Here is a 14,854-nt window from a genome sequence, read left to right as displayed (position 1 = left end):
CCTTGATGAGGTGAGACATGATTGCAGCTTTGTTCCCCGGACAGGGGTCGCAGGAAATTGGCATGGGCAAGGCGCTTTATGAGGGCTCGAGGGCGGCCCGCGAGGCCCTGGATCGGGCCGAGGCCGCTTTGCCCGGTCTGCTCAAGCTGATGTGGGAAGGCCCGGAGGAGGAACTCAAACTAACCGCCAACCAGCAGCCGGCCCTTCTGGCGGTGGGCTATGCAGCCTTCCAGGCCTATTTGGAAATGGGCGGTGCACTGCCCAGCTTTGCGGCAGGGCACAGCCTGGGCGAATGGACGGCCCACGTGGCCGCTGGCACCCTCAGCCTGGAGGATGGCCTGCGCCTGGTGCGCAAACGCGGCGAGTACATGCAGGAAGCTGTGCCGGTGGGGGCGGGTGCCATGGCCGCCGTTTTGAAGGTTCCGGCCCAGACCATCCAAGAGCTCACCGCCGGCCTTGCCGGGGTGGAGGTCGCCAACTACAACTCACCCGAGCAGACCGTCATCTCCGGCACGGCCGAGGGGGTGGCGAAGGCCACCGAGGTGCTCAAGGGCCACAAAGCGCGGGTGATCCCGCTGCCGGTCTCGGCTCCGTTTCACTCCTCGCTGATGCGGCCTGCTCGGGAACGTCTGGCCGCCGACCTAGCCCAGGTGGAGCTCTCCACCCCCCGTTTCCCGGTGTACTCCAACGTGCGGGCCCAGCCCGAGACCCGCCCCTCGGTCATTCGGGAGCTGCTGCTGGAGCAGATCACCCATGCGGTGCGCTGGGTGGAGATTCTGCAGCACCTGAAGGCGCAAGGGGTGAAGGTGTATCTCGAGTTCGGCTCTGGCAAGGTTCTGACCGGCCTGGTGGGGCGCACCCTGGACGGGGTGGAGGCCCGCTCGTTAACCCGCCCACAGGAAATTGCCGAGTACCTGGCCGTGCTGAAGCAAGGCTAGCCCTGGAGGAAGTATGCGAAAAGCCCTGGTAACAGGTTCGTCACGTGGAATCGGAAAAGCCATCGCACTGGAGCTGGCCCGGCGGGGCTATGCCCTGGCCGTGCACTATGCCGGCAACCAGGCCGCCGCCGAGGCCACCGCCGCCGAGGCCCAGGCCCTGGGGGCCAGCCAGGTGGTGGTGCTGGGGGCCGACCTGAGCAGTGCGCAAGCGGCGCAAAAACTCGTAGCCGATGCCAACGCCGCCCTGGGTGGATTGGAGGTGCTGGTCAACAACGCCGGCATCACCCGCGACACCCTTCTGATCCGCATGAAGGACGAGGACTGGGACACGGTGATCGCCACCAACCTGAGCGCCATCTTCCACACCACCCGCGAGGCCATCAAGCTGATGATGCGGGCCAGATGGGGCCGGGTCATCAATATCAGCAGCGTGGTGGGCATCCTGGGCAACCCCGGCCAGGCCAACTACGTGGCGGCCAAGGCGGGCCTGATTGGCTTCACCAAGTCAGTGGCCAAGGAGTACGCCACCCGCGGCATCACCGTCAATGCCGTGGCGCCGGGGTTTATCGAGTCGGACATGACCGCCAAACTGCCCGAGCAGGTTGTGGCCGAGTACCTCAAGCAAATCCCCGCCGGGCGCCTCGGTAAGCCCGAGGAGGTGGCCAAGGCCGTGGCCTTTTTGGCCTCGGACGATGCGGCCTATATCACCGGTCAAACCCTGTGTGTGGATGGCGGCATGACCCCACACTAAAACCCTGCCCGGTTTTGATGTGGTAGAATCCCGCACGGTAGAATAAACCCTAATCTTATGGAGGTTAAAACATGGCAATCCTAGACGATGTAAGAGAAGTGATCGTGGAAAAACTCGGCGTGGATGCCGAAAAAGTAGTGCCCGAGGCCCGCTTTATCGAAGATCTGGGCGCTGACAGCCTCGATACCGTAGAGCTGATCATGGGCCTGGAGGACAAGTTCGGCCTGGAGATCTCCGACGAAGACGCAGAAAAAATCCGCACCGTACAGGACGCCATCGATTTCATCCAAAGCAAGCAAGCTTAGAACAGCCACATACGACGGCTGCGCAGCATGGTTTGGCCTGGCTTTGCGCAAAGCAGGGTGGTTTAGGAGCCGGGCTTGCAACAAACGAGGGAGGGGTCGACACCCCTCCCTTCGTGGTGGTTGCTCTTAAAAACGCTTGGCCGGTTCAACCACGCTCACGTTGGCGGCCTGAGGCCCTTTACCGTTTTTTCCGGGCTCAATCTCGAAGGTTACCACGTCGCCTTCGTTCAGGGTGCGAAAACCACGAGACTGAATAGCGCTGTAGTGCACAAATACGTCCGGTTCCCCCTCTTCGCGCTGGATAAAGCCATAGCCCTTTTCTGCATTGAACCACTTGACCTTACCTTTTTGCATACTGCTCCTTACCACGGGCAACTGGACAGTAACCCGGCCCGGGACCAAGGCGCTGAACTACCCAAACATCATTCGACCACCGCTGGCCACAGAAAATCCCCCCATCGCCAGGCCGTGGACAAAACAACATGGGCCACCTCAGAAAACTCCCAGACGCCTCAAGATAGCACTACTCAGCGAGCTATGTCTACTCGCACAACGCCCGCCGTTGCCGGCGGGCGTTTGTCGGCTGCTAGGGCCGCCAGAGCGGCACCGTGGTGGGGTCAATCCCCCATTCCTTAGCCAGGTAGGTCTGGGATAGTTTCTTGAGCGTGCCGTCTTTCTCCAGGGCCTCCAAAATCTTGTCAATCTGGGCTCGGTTGGGGTTCCCTTTGGTAAAGAGTGCACCGTAATTTTCGCCGGTGCTAAACTGACCCACCACCACCAGGGCCCCACCCGACTTGGCCGCCTCCGAGAGCACAATAGAGGTGTCGATGATGAAGGCATCGATCTGACCGGCCCGCAAGGCCGTGAAGCCCGCTGCCACATCCGGAAAGACCCGGGTCAGGTTCTGGGGGTGCTTGAGGGTCTCGCTCAGGAACTTGGCCGCCGTGGTGGCCTGCTGCACACCCAGGCGGGCGGTCTTGAGGCTGGCCGGGGAGTTAAATTTGGCCTTATCAGCCGCCCGCACCAGCACGCCGATATCCGAGGAGAAGTAGGGCCTCGAGAAGTCCACCACCCGCTTGCGGGCCTCGGTGATGGTGATCTGTGAGAGAGCAAAGTCGAAGTTGCGGGTCTGGCCGGCAATCAGGGCATCCCAGGCCACGTTCTGCACCACCACTTTATCCAGCCCTGCGCGGTGGGCGATGTTGGCGGCCAGGCAGTACTCGAAGCCGTCCTTGATGGTGGCGGGGCTGTCGCCATTCCAGAAGCCCGGCCCCGGCAGGTTGGTCTGCACCGTAAGCTGGCCGGCCACCGCCGGGCGGATGGGGAACTGGCCTTTGGGACCGGTGACCTCGCAGTTACCAATTTTGGTCTGGGCCATCCCCAGCGAGGCCAGAACCGCCAGTCCTAGAATCCCGATTCTTTTCATGGAAACCTCCTTAGCTACCCGGTCTATATGTTCTGCTCAACTTTACAGAACCCCAATGAGGGCGTCAATGCAGGGCGAGCAGGTTCACCAAGACCATCAACCTGCCGCCTTTTTCTTGCCCATTCCGCCAAGCGCCCGCCGCAACTACAGACTTTCCTGCAGCATCGGCTACAATGGATAGGCTGTGCAGGAACGGATTCGCAATTTTTCCATCATCGCGCACGTAGACCACGGCAAGTCTACGCTGGCCGACCGCATTCTTCAGATGACCAAAGCCGTCTCGGATCGAGAGATGCGCGAGCAGTTTCTGGACTCGTTGGAACTCGAGCGCGAGCGTGGTATCACCATCAAGGCCAGCGCGGTGCGGCTGTTTTACCAGAGCAAAGCCGGGGAGACCTACATCTTCAACCTGATTGACACCCCCGGCCATGTGGACTTCGGCTACGAGGTGAGCCGGGCTTTGGCCGCGGTGGAGGGGGTTTTGCTGGTGGTGGATGCCTCGCAGGGGGTGGAGGCCCAAACCATCGCCAACTTCTACCTGGCCATGGAGCATGAACACACCATCATCCCGGTGATCAACAAAATTGACCTGCCCGGCGCCCAGCCCCTGGAGGTGGCGCTGGAGGTGGAAGAGGTGCTGGGGATCCCCGCCGACGACTGCATTTTTGCTTCGGGCAAAACCGGCCAGGGAGTGGATGATATCCTCGAGGCCATCGTGGCCCGCATCCCGGCCCCCAAGGGCCGCCCGGAGCACCCCTTGCAGGCCCTGATCTTCGACTCCATCTTCGACGCCTACCAGGGGGTGATCCCCTACGTGCGGGTGATGGACGGTAGCATCCAGCCCGGCGACACCATCCGCATCTGGTCTACCGGCAAGGTGTTTGAGGTGGACAAGGTGGGGGTCTTCCGGCCTGGGGCCTTGGAGCCCGTCGCCCGGCTGGGCCCCGGCGAGGTGGGCTGGGTTACCGCCGCCATCCGCGAGATTGGCGATGCCCAGGTGGGTGACACCATCACCTCGGCCCAGAACCCCTGCGAAGCCCCCTATCCGGGCTTCCAGCCGGCCAAACCGGTGGTGTTCGCCGGCCTCTACCCCACCGACACCCAGGAGTACAACCGGCTGCGCGAGGCCCTGGAGAAGCTCAAGCTCAACGATGCGGCGCTTTCGTTTGAGCCCGAGACCTCCGAGGCGCTGGGCTTTGGTTTTCGCTGCGGCTTTCTGGGGCTGCTGCACGCCGAAATTGTGCAGGAGCGGCTCGAGCGCGAGTTCGACCTCGACCTCATCTCCACCGCCCCCAGCGTGATTTACCGGGTCAAGCTCACCAACGGCGAGGAGATCGAGATTCACAACCCCTCCGAGCTGCCCAACCCCGACAAAATCGAGGCCATCTACGAGCCCTACGTCAAGCTCACGGTCTACACCCCCGAGGAATACGTGGGCTCCATCATGCAGCTTTTGCAGGAAAAGCGCGGCAAGATGAGCAACATGCACTACGTCGGCAAGCGGGTGGAGCTGGTGTACGAGGTGCCCTTCGGCGAGATCCTCTACGACTTCCACGACCGCCTGAAGTCCATCAGCCGGGGCTACGCCTCCATGGACTACGAACAGGCCGGCTACCAGGAAGGCGATCTGGTCAAGGTGAGCATCCTGGTCAACGAGGAGCCGGTGGACGCCCTGGCCTTTATTGCCCACAAAGACAAGGCCTATGGCATCGGGCGTGAGATTGTGGACAAGCTGGCCGAGGTCATCCCCCGCCAGCAGTTCGCGGTGCCCATCCAGGCAGCCATCGGGGGCAAAATCATCGCCCGCGCCACCGTCAAGGCCCTGCGCAAAGACGTGCTGGCCAAGTGCTACGGCGGCGATGTCACCCGCAAGAAAAAGCTATTGGAAAAGCAAAAGGAAGGCAAAAAGCGCATGAAGGCCATCGGCAAGGTGGATGTGCCGCAGGAGGCTTTCCTGGCGGTGTTGTCGGCCGGGCGCGACTAGTTCAGGCTAATCTCGCTAAGCCGCTGGGGCAGGTTGCGGGGAGCCGCTTCGAAACGCAGGGGCTGGCCGGCACGCGGGCGTCGCGCCCCCCCTGCCTTATCTCGCCCTGCAGCGAAAAACGCACCCGCGCCGCACTGTGCTCGGCCCGAAGCGGTGCAGGTGCGGTGGAAGGGCAGGGCACCGGGATGGCCAGACCCTCCTCGTCGAAGCTCAGGCAGTCGGCAAAGCTCACCATAAAACCGCCCGGCTGCACATAGTCGGCCAGCAGGTTGCCGCTGCTGCCCGGTATGGTGGTGGGCATGGTGGCCGGTAGCCCATTGGGCAGGCGGTTGCCACCCACCGTCAGGTTGCGTTCGTAGATGTACAGCAACCACTTGTCGTTGTTGGCAGGGTCTGAGCCGGGGTTCTCGGCCCCGGTGGCCCGCGCGACCACCCAGCCCCGGTTGAGCGGGTAGATCATCACGAATTTCACCACCTCCACCCCATTCTCTACTCGCGGGGGCTGGAGCAGGGCTATCACCGGATCCAGACCCGTCTGCCAGGTGTTGTCGCCGGTGCGCGGATTGCGCACGCTATAGCCACCCGCGCTGCCTATGCTAAGGGTCACGCCGGGAGGGTACACAAAAGCCGCCACAGACAGATAGTCGCTTATCAGGTTGCCAGCGTTGCGCAGGTCTTCGGTAAGGAGTTGGTTGTTTTGTATGAAGCGCAGGCTATCACCGCTGCTGCGCAATCCCGCGGCAATTAAAGTCAGAATGACCACCCCAATGGCGGCCGCAATCAGCATTTCTATGAGGGTAAAGCCTGTCTTGCGCATAAGGCCTCTACTGGGGGGGGTGTACCACCTCGGTGGTGAAGCGGTACGGCCGGTTTTGCGGGCCGGTGAATTGGAGGGTAACCCGGCGCAACACCACCTGGGTTCCGATGGTTTGAACATCCTCGGTGGCGATGGTAAGGTTGCTAAAGCCGCTGGGAAGGGCCACAGAAGGCGGTGTCCCCGCAGCAAAAGCAGCTCTTGTTGACCAGCGGGCCCGCAGGGTATCGAAGTAGCTGCGGGCAAAGGCCTGGGCCTGGGTGTCTATCTGGGCGTTGCGGGTCAGGGTGAAGCTCGAGCCAAAGTAACTCAAAATCAAAATGGTGATGGAGAGGATGGCCAGGGCCACCATCACTTCTACCAGGGAAAAAGCCTTACGGCGCACGCACCACCACCTTGCCGGTACTGCCCACCACGTGCACATTCAGCACCCGGTTGCCCGGCCCCCGGAGGGTAAAAGTGCGGTTGGCCGCGTCAACCACGCCGTACGGGGCCAGGAAGGTAACGCCACCCCCACCAGCAGGGACGCGCTGGAAAACCACCCCTGGGGGCAGCGATCTGCTGGGCAGGGAGGCCAGTTCAGCGGTACGGCCTGCTTTGTAGGTGTTGCCACCCTCCACCGCTTGAAAGGAAAAGTTAAGCGATTGCCGGCGGGCTTGTTGACGGATGCTCTGGAGCTCGGTCGCGACCTGGGTGGCCGCCTCGCGGATAACCAGGCTTTGTCGGTAAGCGCTCAGTGAGACCAAACCCACCCCCAGCAGGATGCCCAGCACGGCCAGCGCGATCAAAAGCTCCAGCAGGCTGATGCCCTTTTGTGAAGGCGCGTTCACTGCCCAACCACCTCCCACACGCCCCTTCTAAGCTGGGCCTGCTGACCCCCCGGTACTCGAGGGCGCAGGCGGCTGTCGTGGTAGATGGTTAGGCCCGAAGAGCCATCCCCGGGGCCGGGCACCAAGATGCCGGTATCGGCGGCCACCAGGGCCCCCCGCAAGTCCCAACGCCCACCCAGCTTGGTATATTTGCGTTGAGCAAGGCCAAAAATAGCATTGGCTGAATAAAGCAGCCCATCGGTGCGGAGTGGGCCGGTACCCCGGGCGTTCATAGAGTTGGCCCAGAGATTCTTGAGAATGGCGTTGTTGAAGGAGCTCGAGGTCACTTCGTAGCGGACTGCACCGGCCAGGATGCGGCTGGCTTGTTCGGCTGTGAGGGTGCTGCTGCTCAGTATCGTGTCGCCACGGCAGAAGGAGACTCGAGCCCCCGCTGCAATGGTGCTGTATTCTCCATATCTTTGTGGTTGATGGCTGCAACCAGTGGCGAAGTAGATGCGATCCTCGCCAAATGTGTAAAAACGCGGCCGGTAGCTATTGTCGCGCAGGTAGCGTTGCAACTCCCGCCGGTTGAAGTTGGCTATCTCGGTCAGGGCCAGGTTGGGCCGCGGGCGCTCTTCCGGGTAGCAGGCAGCGTCGGTAGGGTTTTCTCTGCAGAAGCTGATGGTGGGTTGGTTGGAGCGGGTGCTGAGCATCTGCTCTTCGCTCAGGCTTTCTATGTCGCTTTGAACGGTCATAAAGTCGCCTACCAGCAAATTGCCGCCCGCTATTAGGTTGAGCTGGGGTAGGCGGCTGGGGTTGCTGTAATCGCAGGGAACCAGGCCACTCCCAGTACCGCAATCGTAGGTCAGATCGCCCATCACGTAGAGGTTGCCGCGGGCCAGAAGGGTGCCGTTGCCACGAACAAATCCCCTCAGCACCACGTCTCCATTGATGAACACCGTACCGCTCAGCTCAATCGGGATGACAGAACCATCCAGCAGCACATTCGTGGGGTTCTGGCCCAGATCGGCCGAGGTTCGGGTCTGCACCGCGCTCCCGCCCGGCCAGGCGACGCGACCAGCGGGGTTGAGGATCATGGCGGCCGTGATGGTGCCGGCGCTGTAGCTCTCGTTGGTTCCGGCCAGGCTCGAGCCCACCTCGGCGTTCCACTCAGCGTCGTCGATGAGCCGGTTGTGGTTGGCATCTGGGATGGGCAGGGGAAAACGATCGGGCAGCTCACCATCGGGGAAGCGGTTGCCAAACGCTGCCAGACTGCTGCTATCGGGGTAGTTGTAGTAGAAGTTTTGCGGGGTGGTGCAGTTGCTGGGGGTCGAGCAGTCGGCCGGGGTGGTTGTGATGGGAGTGGCGGAGCGAATGCGGGTATCACCGGGGCGCATGGTGGTGTAGTAGCGGCTGGAAGGGCCGATAGCACCGCTGTACTGCCGGCTGATAGTGCCTCGAGCCACCAGCGGGCCGTGCACCACCCCCGCTTCTTCATCGTCGCGCATAATCAGGCTTTCCAGCACCCCCACCTTGGCCCGCCGCCACCAGGTGCTGGGGTCGTTGGGGTTGGGGTTGCCCCGCAGCGCATCCAGGCTTTTTACCTCCAGGTGGCAAAAAATGCACTCGGCGTTGTTGGTCAAAAGGGCGTAGTCGAATGGAAAGTAGGCCCGATCTACCCGGAAGACCTGCCGCAGGCGCCGGGTGGTGCCGTCGGCCAGGGTACCGGTGGAGGTCACGGTCAGTACGATGGCGTCGGGATCGGGACGGGTATCATCCTGGCGCGAGACCTGCACCACAAAGCTCGAGCCGTCCCCCAGGCTTTGTGGAGCACCGAACAAGCTGGGTATGGTGGTGCCGTTGGTCAGGCCCATCCGGTCTAACTCGACGCCATAAGCCGTTACGCTACGGGAGGTCGCACTGGCCAGCACCTGGTGCCACAGCCGGGCCACGGCCCGCTCGAGCCCTGCCTCGGCAGCAAACTGGGCCTGGGAGGTGCGCAGGGCATCCTGGGCATTGCGACGGTTGTTGAGGGAGGATAGCATAGCAATGCTAACCAGCACAATAACAATGAACATAAACACCAGCGTCGAAACCAATGCAAGGCCCCTTGTATCTGACATAAACCTCTCCCCCAATTGCAGCACCAAAAATTCCGCAAGTTCGAAAATTGCTTCAGATTATAAGCCCTACCTGAGGCAAGCGCCCAACCCCTGCACATGGGCGCGGCTCTATACGCTCAACAGCCCCAGGCTGCGGGCCCGCTCGAGCGCCTCCACACGGTTGCGGGCCTCGAGCTTTTCGTACAGCCTCAATAAATGATCTTTGACGGTTTCTGGCGAAATATGCATCTGGCGGGCAATTTCTTTGGTGGATAGCCCCTGCGCCATCCACTGCAACACTTCTTGCTCGCGGGCGGTCAACCTGGGCAGCTCGGGGGCCCGCAGGCGGGGCTCCAGCCCCAGGCCCAGCCTGCGCAGACGCTCAGCCAAAGCCTCCGGGGGCAGCTCTTTCGACCAATAGGCATCGGCACCGGCGTAGGCGGCTTGCTGAACCAGCACGGGTTCGTTGAAGGTGGTTAGCAGGGCAATGAGTCCGTTGTAGCGCTGCTCCCGTAGCATCCGGGTAGCCGTAATGCCGTCCATCTGGGGCATGCGCACATCCAGCAGCACCCCATCGGGCAATAGCTCCAGGCCCAGCTTAACTGCTTCTTGGCCGTCGCCCGCCTCGGCCACCACCGCAAAACCCTCACGCTCGAGGGCCGCACGCAGGCCCATGCGAAACAAAGGGTGGTCATCGGCAATCAAAAGGCGCATCCAGCTTCCAGATTAGCAAGTTACGGCTCGAGAAAAAATCTTCCACAGCCCCCTTTGCTTTTCGGGGAGCTGTGGAAGCGTGAAAGCCCGGCTAGTACACCTGCTCGCGCTGGCCAAAGCTAAGGGGGGTGGCTACGCTCACCTGCACCACCCCGGTGGTCGGGAAGAAGGGCGGGGCCCGGTCTTGCATCCGGGGGTCGTAGGTGAACTGGCGAGCATAGCCCTGAATCATCTGGCCTGTGGAGCTGTTGAACTGCCCGAAGGCCCCGTAGGTGTACTGGATAATCCCCCCCTGCAAGCGGATGGAACCACGCGGAGAGATGCTGTTGTAGTTCTGCACCGCCACCTCGCCCCTCGATGTCATCAGCACCCCGTGAATGGTCAGATCCTGCAAGGAGCTGTTGGTGCCGTTGCCCAGCAGAATATCCCCGTCCTGGCTATACACCCCCAGGATATTGTCGGCGGAGAGGTTATTGCAGGTGGCCCGCGTCACGGTGTTGCCGCTCCGGGTTGGCGTACCGCTGCAGGCCGGGCTCTGGTACTTAAGGTCACCCTGGATTCGGATATTCTCACCGCTACCAGCGTTGGCTACGGTAATCTGCGCAAAACTAGCCAGCGCTGGGGGGGCGGTGTTGGGGTTGCTGGCATCGGAACGGGCTGGGCCGGTGAGGTTGTTGATGCTTCCATCGGCAAAGATCATGCCGTTGAAGCCCGCCCGCACCAGCACGCCGGGCCAGCTTCCGTTGTAGCGGTAGAGCGCCCCGCTGGCATCGTAGCGGTATAGCAGCCGGTTGTTCCCTGTGCAGGCTGTTGTCAGGCAGACCTCGATGTACTGGTAGGGCGAGGTGGCCGGCGTACAAACCCCCGAAGCGTTGCAGGTGGGCGGCGTTCCAGTGTCATCCCCTGCGTACAGGGTGAGCCGGGCAATGTCGGAGTTAAAGTATAGACCCCCCGTCTGCGCCGCGCTGCGCTGGTTCTGGTTGTTATCCGGCATGGGGATAAACGGCTCCTGCCAGTTCACCCGGGGGTTGCCCTCAAACACCGGGGCGTGGGTAATGCCACCGCTGGTCCAGGAGGGGGCGTTGGGGTTGGTCATCTGACTGGGGGATAAAAAGGTGGTGTTGTTGCCCGCACCAAAAAACGCACCAGGGCTGATAGAGCCAGCACAACTGCTGGCCCCGGCATTGGTGCAGCCCGCGCTGGTCACATAACCGCCAAACCAGGGATTGAAGGAGAAGTTAAAGCGCTCGTTGGTGTGCACCGGCCCATCGAACAGGGTGTTGCTGGTAAACCAGACCGAGCTATTGGAGCGGGTACGGTGTCGGTTGGTAAACAGCGCGTAGCGAGCAAAGCTGCCGTTTTTTAGCAAGAAGCGGTACTCACCCTGCACCATCACGTTGCGCTGGTAGGGGGTGCCGGGAGAGGCCGTGACCACCATCACGTAGGGCAGGGCGTACCCCTGCACCTGGCGGGTTAAGGGCGTGGCTGGGTTGTTGTCGTCGTCTACCACATACCCGGATGGTAGCTGGGCCGAAGCAGGAAAGGGCTGGCCGCAGGCCGGGGCGGTGGTAAAGTGCACGCGCACCCGCACCGTGGCGCCCGAACCATCCGGTGCAAAGTTCTGGTTGCAGATGGCCGCATTAAGACTGGTCTGGAGGGTGTTGGCCAGCACAGCCAGGCGGGCCGCCACCGTGGAGGCGATGGGCTGGGTGGCGTTGCCGCCGTAGTACCAGATGTCGCTGGTGCTGATGCCGCCGATGCTGGGGTCTGCCGATTGCACGATGCTCTCGAGGCTGGCCCGCACCTCGTTGGACAGCAGGGCCGTGGCCGCCACCGCCCCGCCCCGGGCCAGGTTGATGGCCTGCGCCATGGCCGTGTTATCCCGGCTGGTACGCAAGTCGTTGATGGAACGTGTGAACATTAAGGTGCTTACCACGCTCAACAGCAGAATAATGGTCAGGGCTACCACAATCGCGATGCCCTGGCGATCTCTCATGGGTTGCATATGCTCACCACCTTGGCCTGATAGTAGAGGTTGTTGATCATATCCACCTGCCCGGTGTAGGTTCGCTCCACGTTGCGCCCGCGCAAGGGTAGCTGAACCCCCAGGGTGAACTGCAACCGACGCAACGTATATTCCGATCCGCTGCTGGTGAAGTAGGGCTGCGCCCGGCCGCTCACCAGGTAGCCGCTGGGGTTGCGCTCTTCGCTAACCGAAGAACCATTGCGCCGCTGGTAGACGTAATCGATGCGGAAATTGCTCACATCGTAGGCCACATCGGTCGTTGTCGCATCGCCCAGGGCCTGGTAGACCAGCTTGCGGTTGGTTGCATCGTAGCTATAGCCCAGCAAGCTAACCACCGAGGCCAGGGTCTGGGAGGTGGCGGTAACCGGCAGGTTGCTGCAGGTGGTGGGGATGGTGTAGGTATTGATACCGCTCAGCGTGGGCAGTCCGGTGGTACGGGTGAGCACTGCGTTGCCGTTGCCGTCGATCACAACCAGCCGGCTGCCCACCGGAATTTCGGTGGCGATGGTGGGGGAGTTGCTCACAATCGCCAGGCTGTTGCCAGCCACAGCGCTCACCGCGTAACCAGCCCCCCCCGCCACCTGGGCAAAAGAGATGCTGGTGGCATTGCTGTTGAAGGGGGTGTGGGTCACGATAGCGAAGGCCGCCGTGCGCAAATCCTGGCTCAGCACCTCCAGCACCCGTCGGGCTTTGTTCTGGGCCGAGCTCACCGCCTCGTTGGACTGGTTAAGCTGCAACCCCTGGATGCTGGTGTTGAAAGCCAGCGTCATCACGATCACCAGCACCAGCAGGGCCAGCAGCAATTCCAGGACTGTGAAACCTCGAGGACGCAAAGTAACCTCCTTTAGTTGATACCGCTGTTAATCTCGGTTCCCACCTGGGCCGGCGAAGGGCCAACGATGCTCTGGTTGACGCACTGCTCCCCCTCCGGACTACGCCAGCAGATCTCGATGCGGTACTGGCTAATCTGCCAGTTGCTGCTGGCCCAGGAAGGGGCTCCCTGGTTGGTGACACTGGCGCGGTACAGGGCCAGGTTGGCGAACTGCTGCTCGCTGGTAAGGCTGGGAAAGCCACTGGTGGCGTTGGTGAGCTGACCATAGCCCCAGGTGAGGCTTTCACCCTCGTCTGGAACAGCCCGTTCGTCGGCCTCGAGGATCTGCCGACCCAAAAAAAGCCCTAGCTGATTGGCCTGGGCCCGCCCCCCTACAATGCTGGTCTGCCGCATGTTACCCACCAGCAAGGTGGTAAAGATTCCCAGTACAATCGCCAGCGCGCCCGCCGCCACCACCACCTCAATAAGGGTCAGTCCTCGGCTTCTCATTGGCGTCGCACCTCCCCGATCAGGGTGGCCGTCAGGGTAAAGGTCTGCCCGGCAGCGGATATGGTGAACTGGCGGTTGGCCGGAAAGCTGCTAGAAAAAATTACTTTTCCAGGGGAAGTAAAGGTAGCCAGTGTGCCGTTGCTTAGGCTACAACTCACCCCATTCGGCAGGGTCACGCTGCGCAGCACGCTTCCATCCACCTGGGACTGCACCTGCAGGGTGTTGCCGCTGCGCACCAACAAGAAGTTGGTGCCGCCCCGGCTGGCTGCCGCAGTCGCGCCCTGCCAGAAAAGCTGACGGATTTGATCCACCGTTGCCAAAGCCTGTTGTCGCTGCCCAATGTTGCGTATCTGGGCGATGCCAAGGCCGGCTGCTACCCCCAGGATGGCCATCACCACGATGAGCTCCAGCAGGGTAAAGCCCCCCGGCGTTCTGATCTGCTTGCTAGCCTGCGAACACCTCGCCATACCGCCTCGAGTTTGGACGGGCCGTTTGAATTCAAGTACCCCCAGATGGGGGTTGGTGCGTTACGTTAATAAGTTGTTAATGCACCGCGCAAAACAGCCTTAAACGAGCCTTTATTCGCTCTGGATAGGGTTGCCCGCTTCTTTCCAAGGTACCCGCCGCCCATGGTCAAATATCACATGCTGGCTGCAAGGAGCCTTTTAGGCCAACCGGATGCGCAACCGGGTTCCCTGTCCCGGCAGGGCCAGGTTTTCCAGCCGCCCGCCGTGCACCTCGGCCACCCGTCGGGCCACGTATAGCCCCAGCCCTGCACTGCCCGCCCGCACCCCGCGCAGGCGCTGGCTGCGAAAAGGCTGGGTAAGGTTTTCCAGATTGTCAGGCAGCCCCGGCCCGTCGTCCTCGACCTCGAGCCAGCCATCCCCCGCCCGCAGCACCACCCGGCTTTGGGCGTGACGCAACGCGTTTTCGACCAGATTAGCCAGCGCCCGTTCGAGCAAGAGTCGCTCGGCCCTGGCCTGCCCAGCCCCCTCTATCTCCAGGCGCAGACCGCGTTTTTGAGCCTGCTGGGCATAGCGCAGGCGGAAGTCCTCCAGCACGGAGCGCAGGTTGAGGTTTTCCGGCTGGATGCGCCGGGCCTCGAGGCGGCTGGCCGTGAGCAGGTTTTCTACCAGCAGGTAGCTTCGGCTCAATTCCTCTCGCAAGTTACGCAGCAGCTCTTTTCGCTTTTCCGGCCCAATTTTGTCGGCTTCTTCTAGATACTCCAGCGCCCGCAGGCTAGCCAACAAAGGGGTCTTGAGATCGTGGGTCAGGGCCGCGTAGGTAGCTTCACGCGCCTCCAACAGCTCACGCAGATGATCGAGTACCTCTTCAAAGCCTTCGCGCAACTGGGCAATTTCGGCAGGGGGTGGCTGCTTGGGCGAGGGCAGCGAAAGCTCGGCCAGGGTGCGGCCAGTTCCCCGCAGGTAGTGGAGGCTACGGGTCAGCTCGTCGATTGGGTGCATAAGGGTGTTAGCCAAGAAATAACCCACCCCGGCTGCAGTCAGAGCCAACACCGACAGCCAAACCAGCAAAAACAACGAAGTTTCCAGCGATCTTCCCTGAAAAGAAGCCCAGAAAGTCAGAACTATAACCAGGTTGGGAATAAAGGCCAGTAGTCCGATCACCCAGGCCAGTTGGCGCTTGAGCGGCATAATTCCAGT

16 protein-coding genes are annotated in these 14,854 nt (G+C 61.8%); 4 read left to right on the top strand and 12 right to left on the bottom strand.

The features are described 5' to 3' along the window. Nucleotides 1–17: 17 nt before the first annotated feature. The 3 genes from fabD to acpP all read left to right on the top strand — a co-directional run bounded on the left by fabD (nt 18) and on the right by acpP (nt 1,994). Nucleotides 18–938: an ACP S-malonyltransferase gene (gene fabD / locus MRUB_RS03370; protein ID WP_013012951.1), complete on the top strand. Its 921-nt coding sequence runs from the start codon at nt 18–20 to the stop codon at nt 936–938. 13 nt (nt 939–951) lie between these two features. After that, complete coding sequence (gene fabG, locus MRUB_RS03365) at nt 952–1,689, top strand: 3-oxoacyl-[acyl-carrier-protein] reductase (RefSeq protein ID WP_013012950.1); 738 nt, start codon at nt 952–954, stop codon at nt 1,687–1,689. Between the two features lie 71 nt (nt 1,690–1,760). After that, a complete protein-coding gene (gene acpP / locus MRUB_RS03360; RefSeq protein WP_013012949.1) occupies nt 1,761–1,994 on the top strand; it encodes an acyl carrier protein in 234 nt (77 codons plus the stop codon). A gap of 126 nt (nt 1,995–2,120) precedes the next feature. On the opposite strand, the gene MRUB_RS03355 is transcribed toward acpP, so the two are convergent. Both MRUB_RS03355 and MRUB_RS03350 read right to left on the bottom strand, forming a co-directional pair. Beyond that, complete coding sequence (locus MRUB_RS03355; RefSeq protein WP_013012948.1) at nt 2,121–2,348, bottom strand: cold-shock protein; 228 nt, start codon at nt 2,346–2,348, stop codon at nt 2,121–2,123. A 232-nt stretch (nt 2,349–2,580) separates the two neighbouring features. Beyond that, nucleotides 2,581–3,420 carry an ABC transporter substrate-binding protein gene (locus MRUB_RS03350; protein ID WP_013012947.1) on the bottom strand — a complete coding sequence of 280 codons (840 nt, stop codon included), beginning with the start codon at nt 3,418–3,420 and terminating at the stop codon, nt 2,581–2,583. Between the two features lie 184 nt (nt 3,421–3,604). On the opposite strand from MRUB_RS03350, the gene lepA reads away from it, so the two are divergent. Further along, entirely contained in the window at nt 3,605–5,404 is a 1,800-nt protein-coding gene (gene lepA / locus MRUB_RS03345) for a translation elongation factor 4 (RefSeq protein WP_013012946.1), read from the top strand. A 1-nt stretch (nt 5,405) separates the two neighbouring features. Here the strand turns inward: lepA and MRUB_RS03340 are convergent, their stop codons facing one another. From MRUB_RS03340 to MRUB_RS03295, 10 genes are all read right to left on the bottom strand, one after another. After that, nucleotides 5,406–6,221 carry a PilW family protein gene (locus MRUB_RS03340; RefSeq protein ID WP_013012945.1) on the bottom strand — a complete coding sequence of 272 codons (816 nt, stop codon included), beginning with the start codon at nt 6,219–6,221 and terminating at the stop codon, nt 5,406–5,408. A gap of 7 nt (nt 6,222–6,228) precedes the next feature. Then, nucleotides 6,229–6,603: a type IV pilus modification PilV family protein gene (locus tag MRUB_RS03335; RefSeq protein ID WP_013012944.1), complete on the bottom strand. Its 375-nt coding sequence runs from the start codon at nt 6,601–6,603 to the stop codon at nt 6,229–6,231. Then, entirely contained in the window at nt 6,593–7,048 is a 456-nt protein-coding gene (locus MRUB_RS03330) for a type II secretion system protein (RefSeq protein ID WP_013012943.1), read from the bottom strand. The genes MRUB_RS03335 and MRUB_RS03330 overlap by 11 nt, the downstream gene beginning before the upstream one ends. Then, nucleotides 7,045–9,105, bottom strand: coding sequence for a pilus assembly PilX N-terminal domain-containing protein (locus tag MRUB_RS03325; RefSeq protein WP_024049892.1), 2,061 nt, complete (start codon nt 9,103–9,105; stop codon nt 7,045–7,047). Before MRUB_RS03325 ends, MRUB_RS03330 begins: the two co-directional genes overlap by 4 nt. 153 nt (nt 9,106–9,258) lie before the next feature. Continuing rightward, on the bottom strand, nt 9,259–9,843 hold the full coding sequence (locus tag MRUB_RS03320) for a response regulator transcription factor (RefSeq protein WP_013012941.1): 585 nt from the start codon (nt 9,841–9,843) through the stop codon (nt 9,259–9,261). Nucleotides 9,844–9,934: 91 nt separating this feature from the next. Continuing rightward, the gene (locus tag MRUB_RS03315) at nt 9,935–11,848 is read right to left on the bottom strand and encodes a DUF4900 domain-containing protein (RefSeq protein WP_013012940.1); all 1,914 of its coding nucleotides are present in this window, start codon (nt 11,846–11,848) and stop codon (nt 9,935–9,937) included. Beyond that, nucleotides 11,836–12,702: a prepilin-type N-terminal cleavage/methylation domain-containing protein gene (locus tag MRUB_RS03310; RefSeq protein ID WP_013012939.1), complete on the bottom strand. Its 867-nt coding sequence runs from the start codon at nt 12,700–12,702 to the stop codon at nt 11,836–11,838. The genes MRUB_RS03315 and MRUB_RS03310 overlap by 13 nt, the downstream gene beginning before the upstream one ends. Nucleotides 12,703–12,713: 11 nt before the next feature. Next, on the bottom strand, nt 12,714–13,190 hold the full coding sequence (locus tag MRUB_RS03305) for a type IV pilus modification PilV family protein (protein ID WP_013012938.1): 477 nt from the start codon (nt 13,188–13,190) through the stop codon (nt 12,714–12,716). After that, nucleotides 13,187–13,657, bottom strand: a complete 471-nt coding sequence (locus MRUB_RS03300; RefSeq protein WP_013012937.1) for a type II secretion system protein — start codon at nt 13,655–13,657, stop codon at nt 13,187–13,189. Before MRUB_RS03300 ends, MRUB_RS03305 begins: the two co-directional genes overlap by 4 nt. A 198-nt stretch (nt 13,658–13,855) precedes the next feature. Beyond that, nucleotides 13,856–14,845, bottom strand: a complete 990-nt coding sequence (locus MRUB_RS03295) for a sensor histidine kinase (RefSeq protein ID WP_013012936.1) — start codon at nt 14,843–14,845, stop codon at nt 13,856–13,858. Nucleotides 14,846–14,854: the final 9 nt, after the last annotated feature.

Source organism: Meiothermus ruber DSM 1279, assembly GCF_000024425.1.
GTDB lineage: Bacteria > Deinococcota > Deinococci > Deinococcales > Thermaceae > Meiothermus > Meiothermus ruber.
Note: the sequence above shows the minus strand (reverse complement) of the source record. Positions and strands in the feature narration are given on the sequence as shown.

Coding starts and splice junctions, on each gene's coding strand:
- MRUB_RS03295 (WP_013012936.1), bottom strand. CDS start 14,845: ATGCCGCTCAAGCGCCAACTGGCCTGGGTGATCGGACTACTGGCCTTT.
- MRUB_RS03315 (WP_013012940.1), bottom strand. CDS start 11,848: ATGCAACCCATGAGAGATCGCCAGGGCATCGCGATTGTGGTAGCCCTG.
- fabG (WP_013012950.1), top strand. CDS start 952: ATGCGAAAAGCCCTGGTAACAGGTTCGTCACGTGGAATCGGAAAAGCC.
- MRUB_RS03350 (WP_013012947.1), bottom strand. CDS start 3,420: ATGAAAAGAATCGGGATTCTAGGACTGGCGGTTCTGGCCTCGCTGGGG.
- MRUB_RS03355 (WP_013012948.1), bottom strand. CDS start 2,348: ATGCAAAAAGGTAAGGTCAAGTGGTTCAATGCAGAAAAGGGCTATGGC.
- MRUB_RS03300 (WP_013012937.1), bottom strand. CDS start 13,657: ATGGCGAGGTGTTCGCAGGCTAGCAAGCAGATCAGAACGCCGGGGGGC.
- fabD (WP_013012951.1), top strand. CDS start 18: ATGATTGCAGCTTTGTTCCCCGGACAGGGGTCGCAGGAAATTGGCATG.
- MRUB_RS03305 (WP_013012938.1), bottom strand. CDS start 13,190: ATGAGAAGCCGAGGACTGACCCTTATTGAGGTGGTGGTGGCGGCGGGC.
- MRUB_RS03340 (WP_013012945.1), bottom strand. CDS start 6,221: ATGCGCAAGACAGGCTTTACCCTCATAGAAATGCTGATTGCGGCCGCC.
- MRUB_RS03320 (WP_013012941.1), bottom strand. CDS start 9,843: ATGCGCCTTTTGATTGCCGATGACCACCCTTTGTTTCGCATGGGCCTG.
- acpP (WP_013012949.1), top strand. CDS start 1,761: ATGGCAATCCTAGACGATGTAAGAGAAGTGATCGTGGAAAAACTCGGC.
- MRUB_RS03325 (WP_024049892.1), bottom strand. CDS start 9,105: ATGTTCATTGTTATTGTGCTGGTTAGCATTGCTATGCTATCCTCCCTC.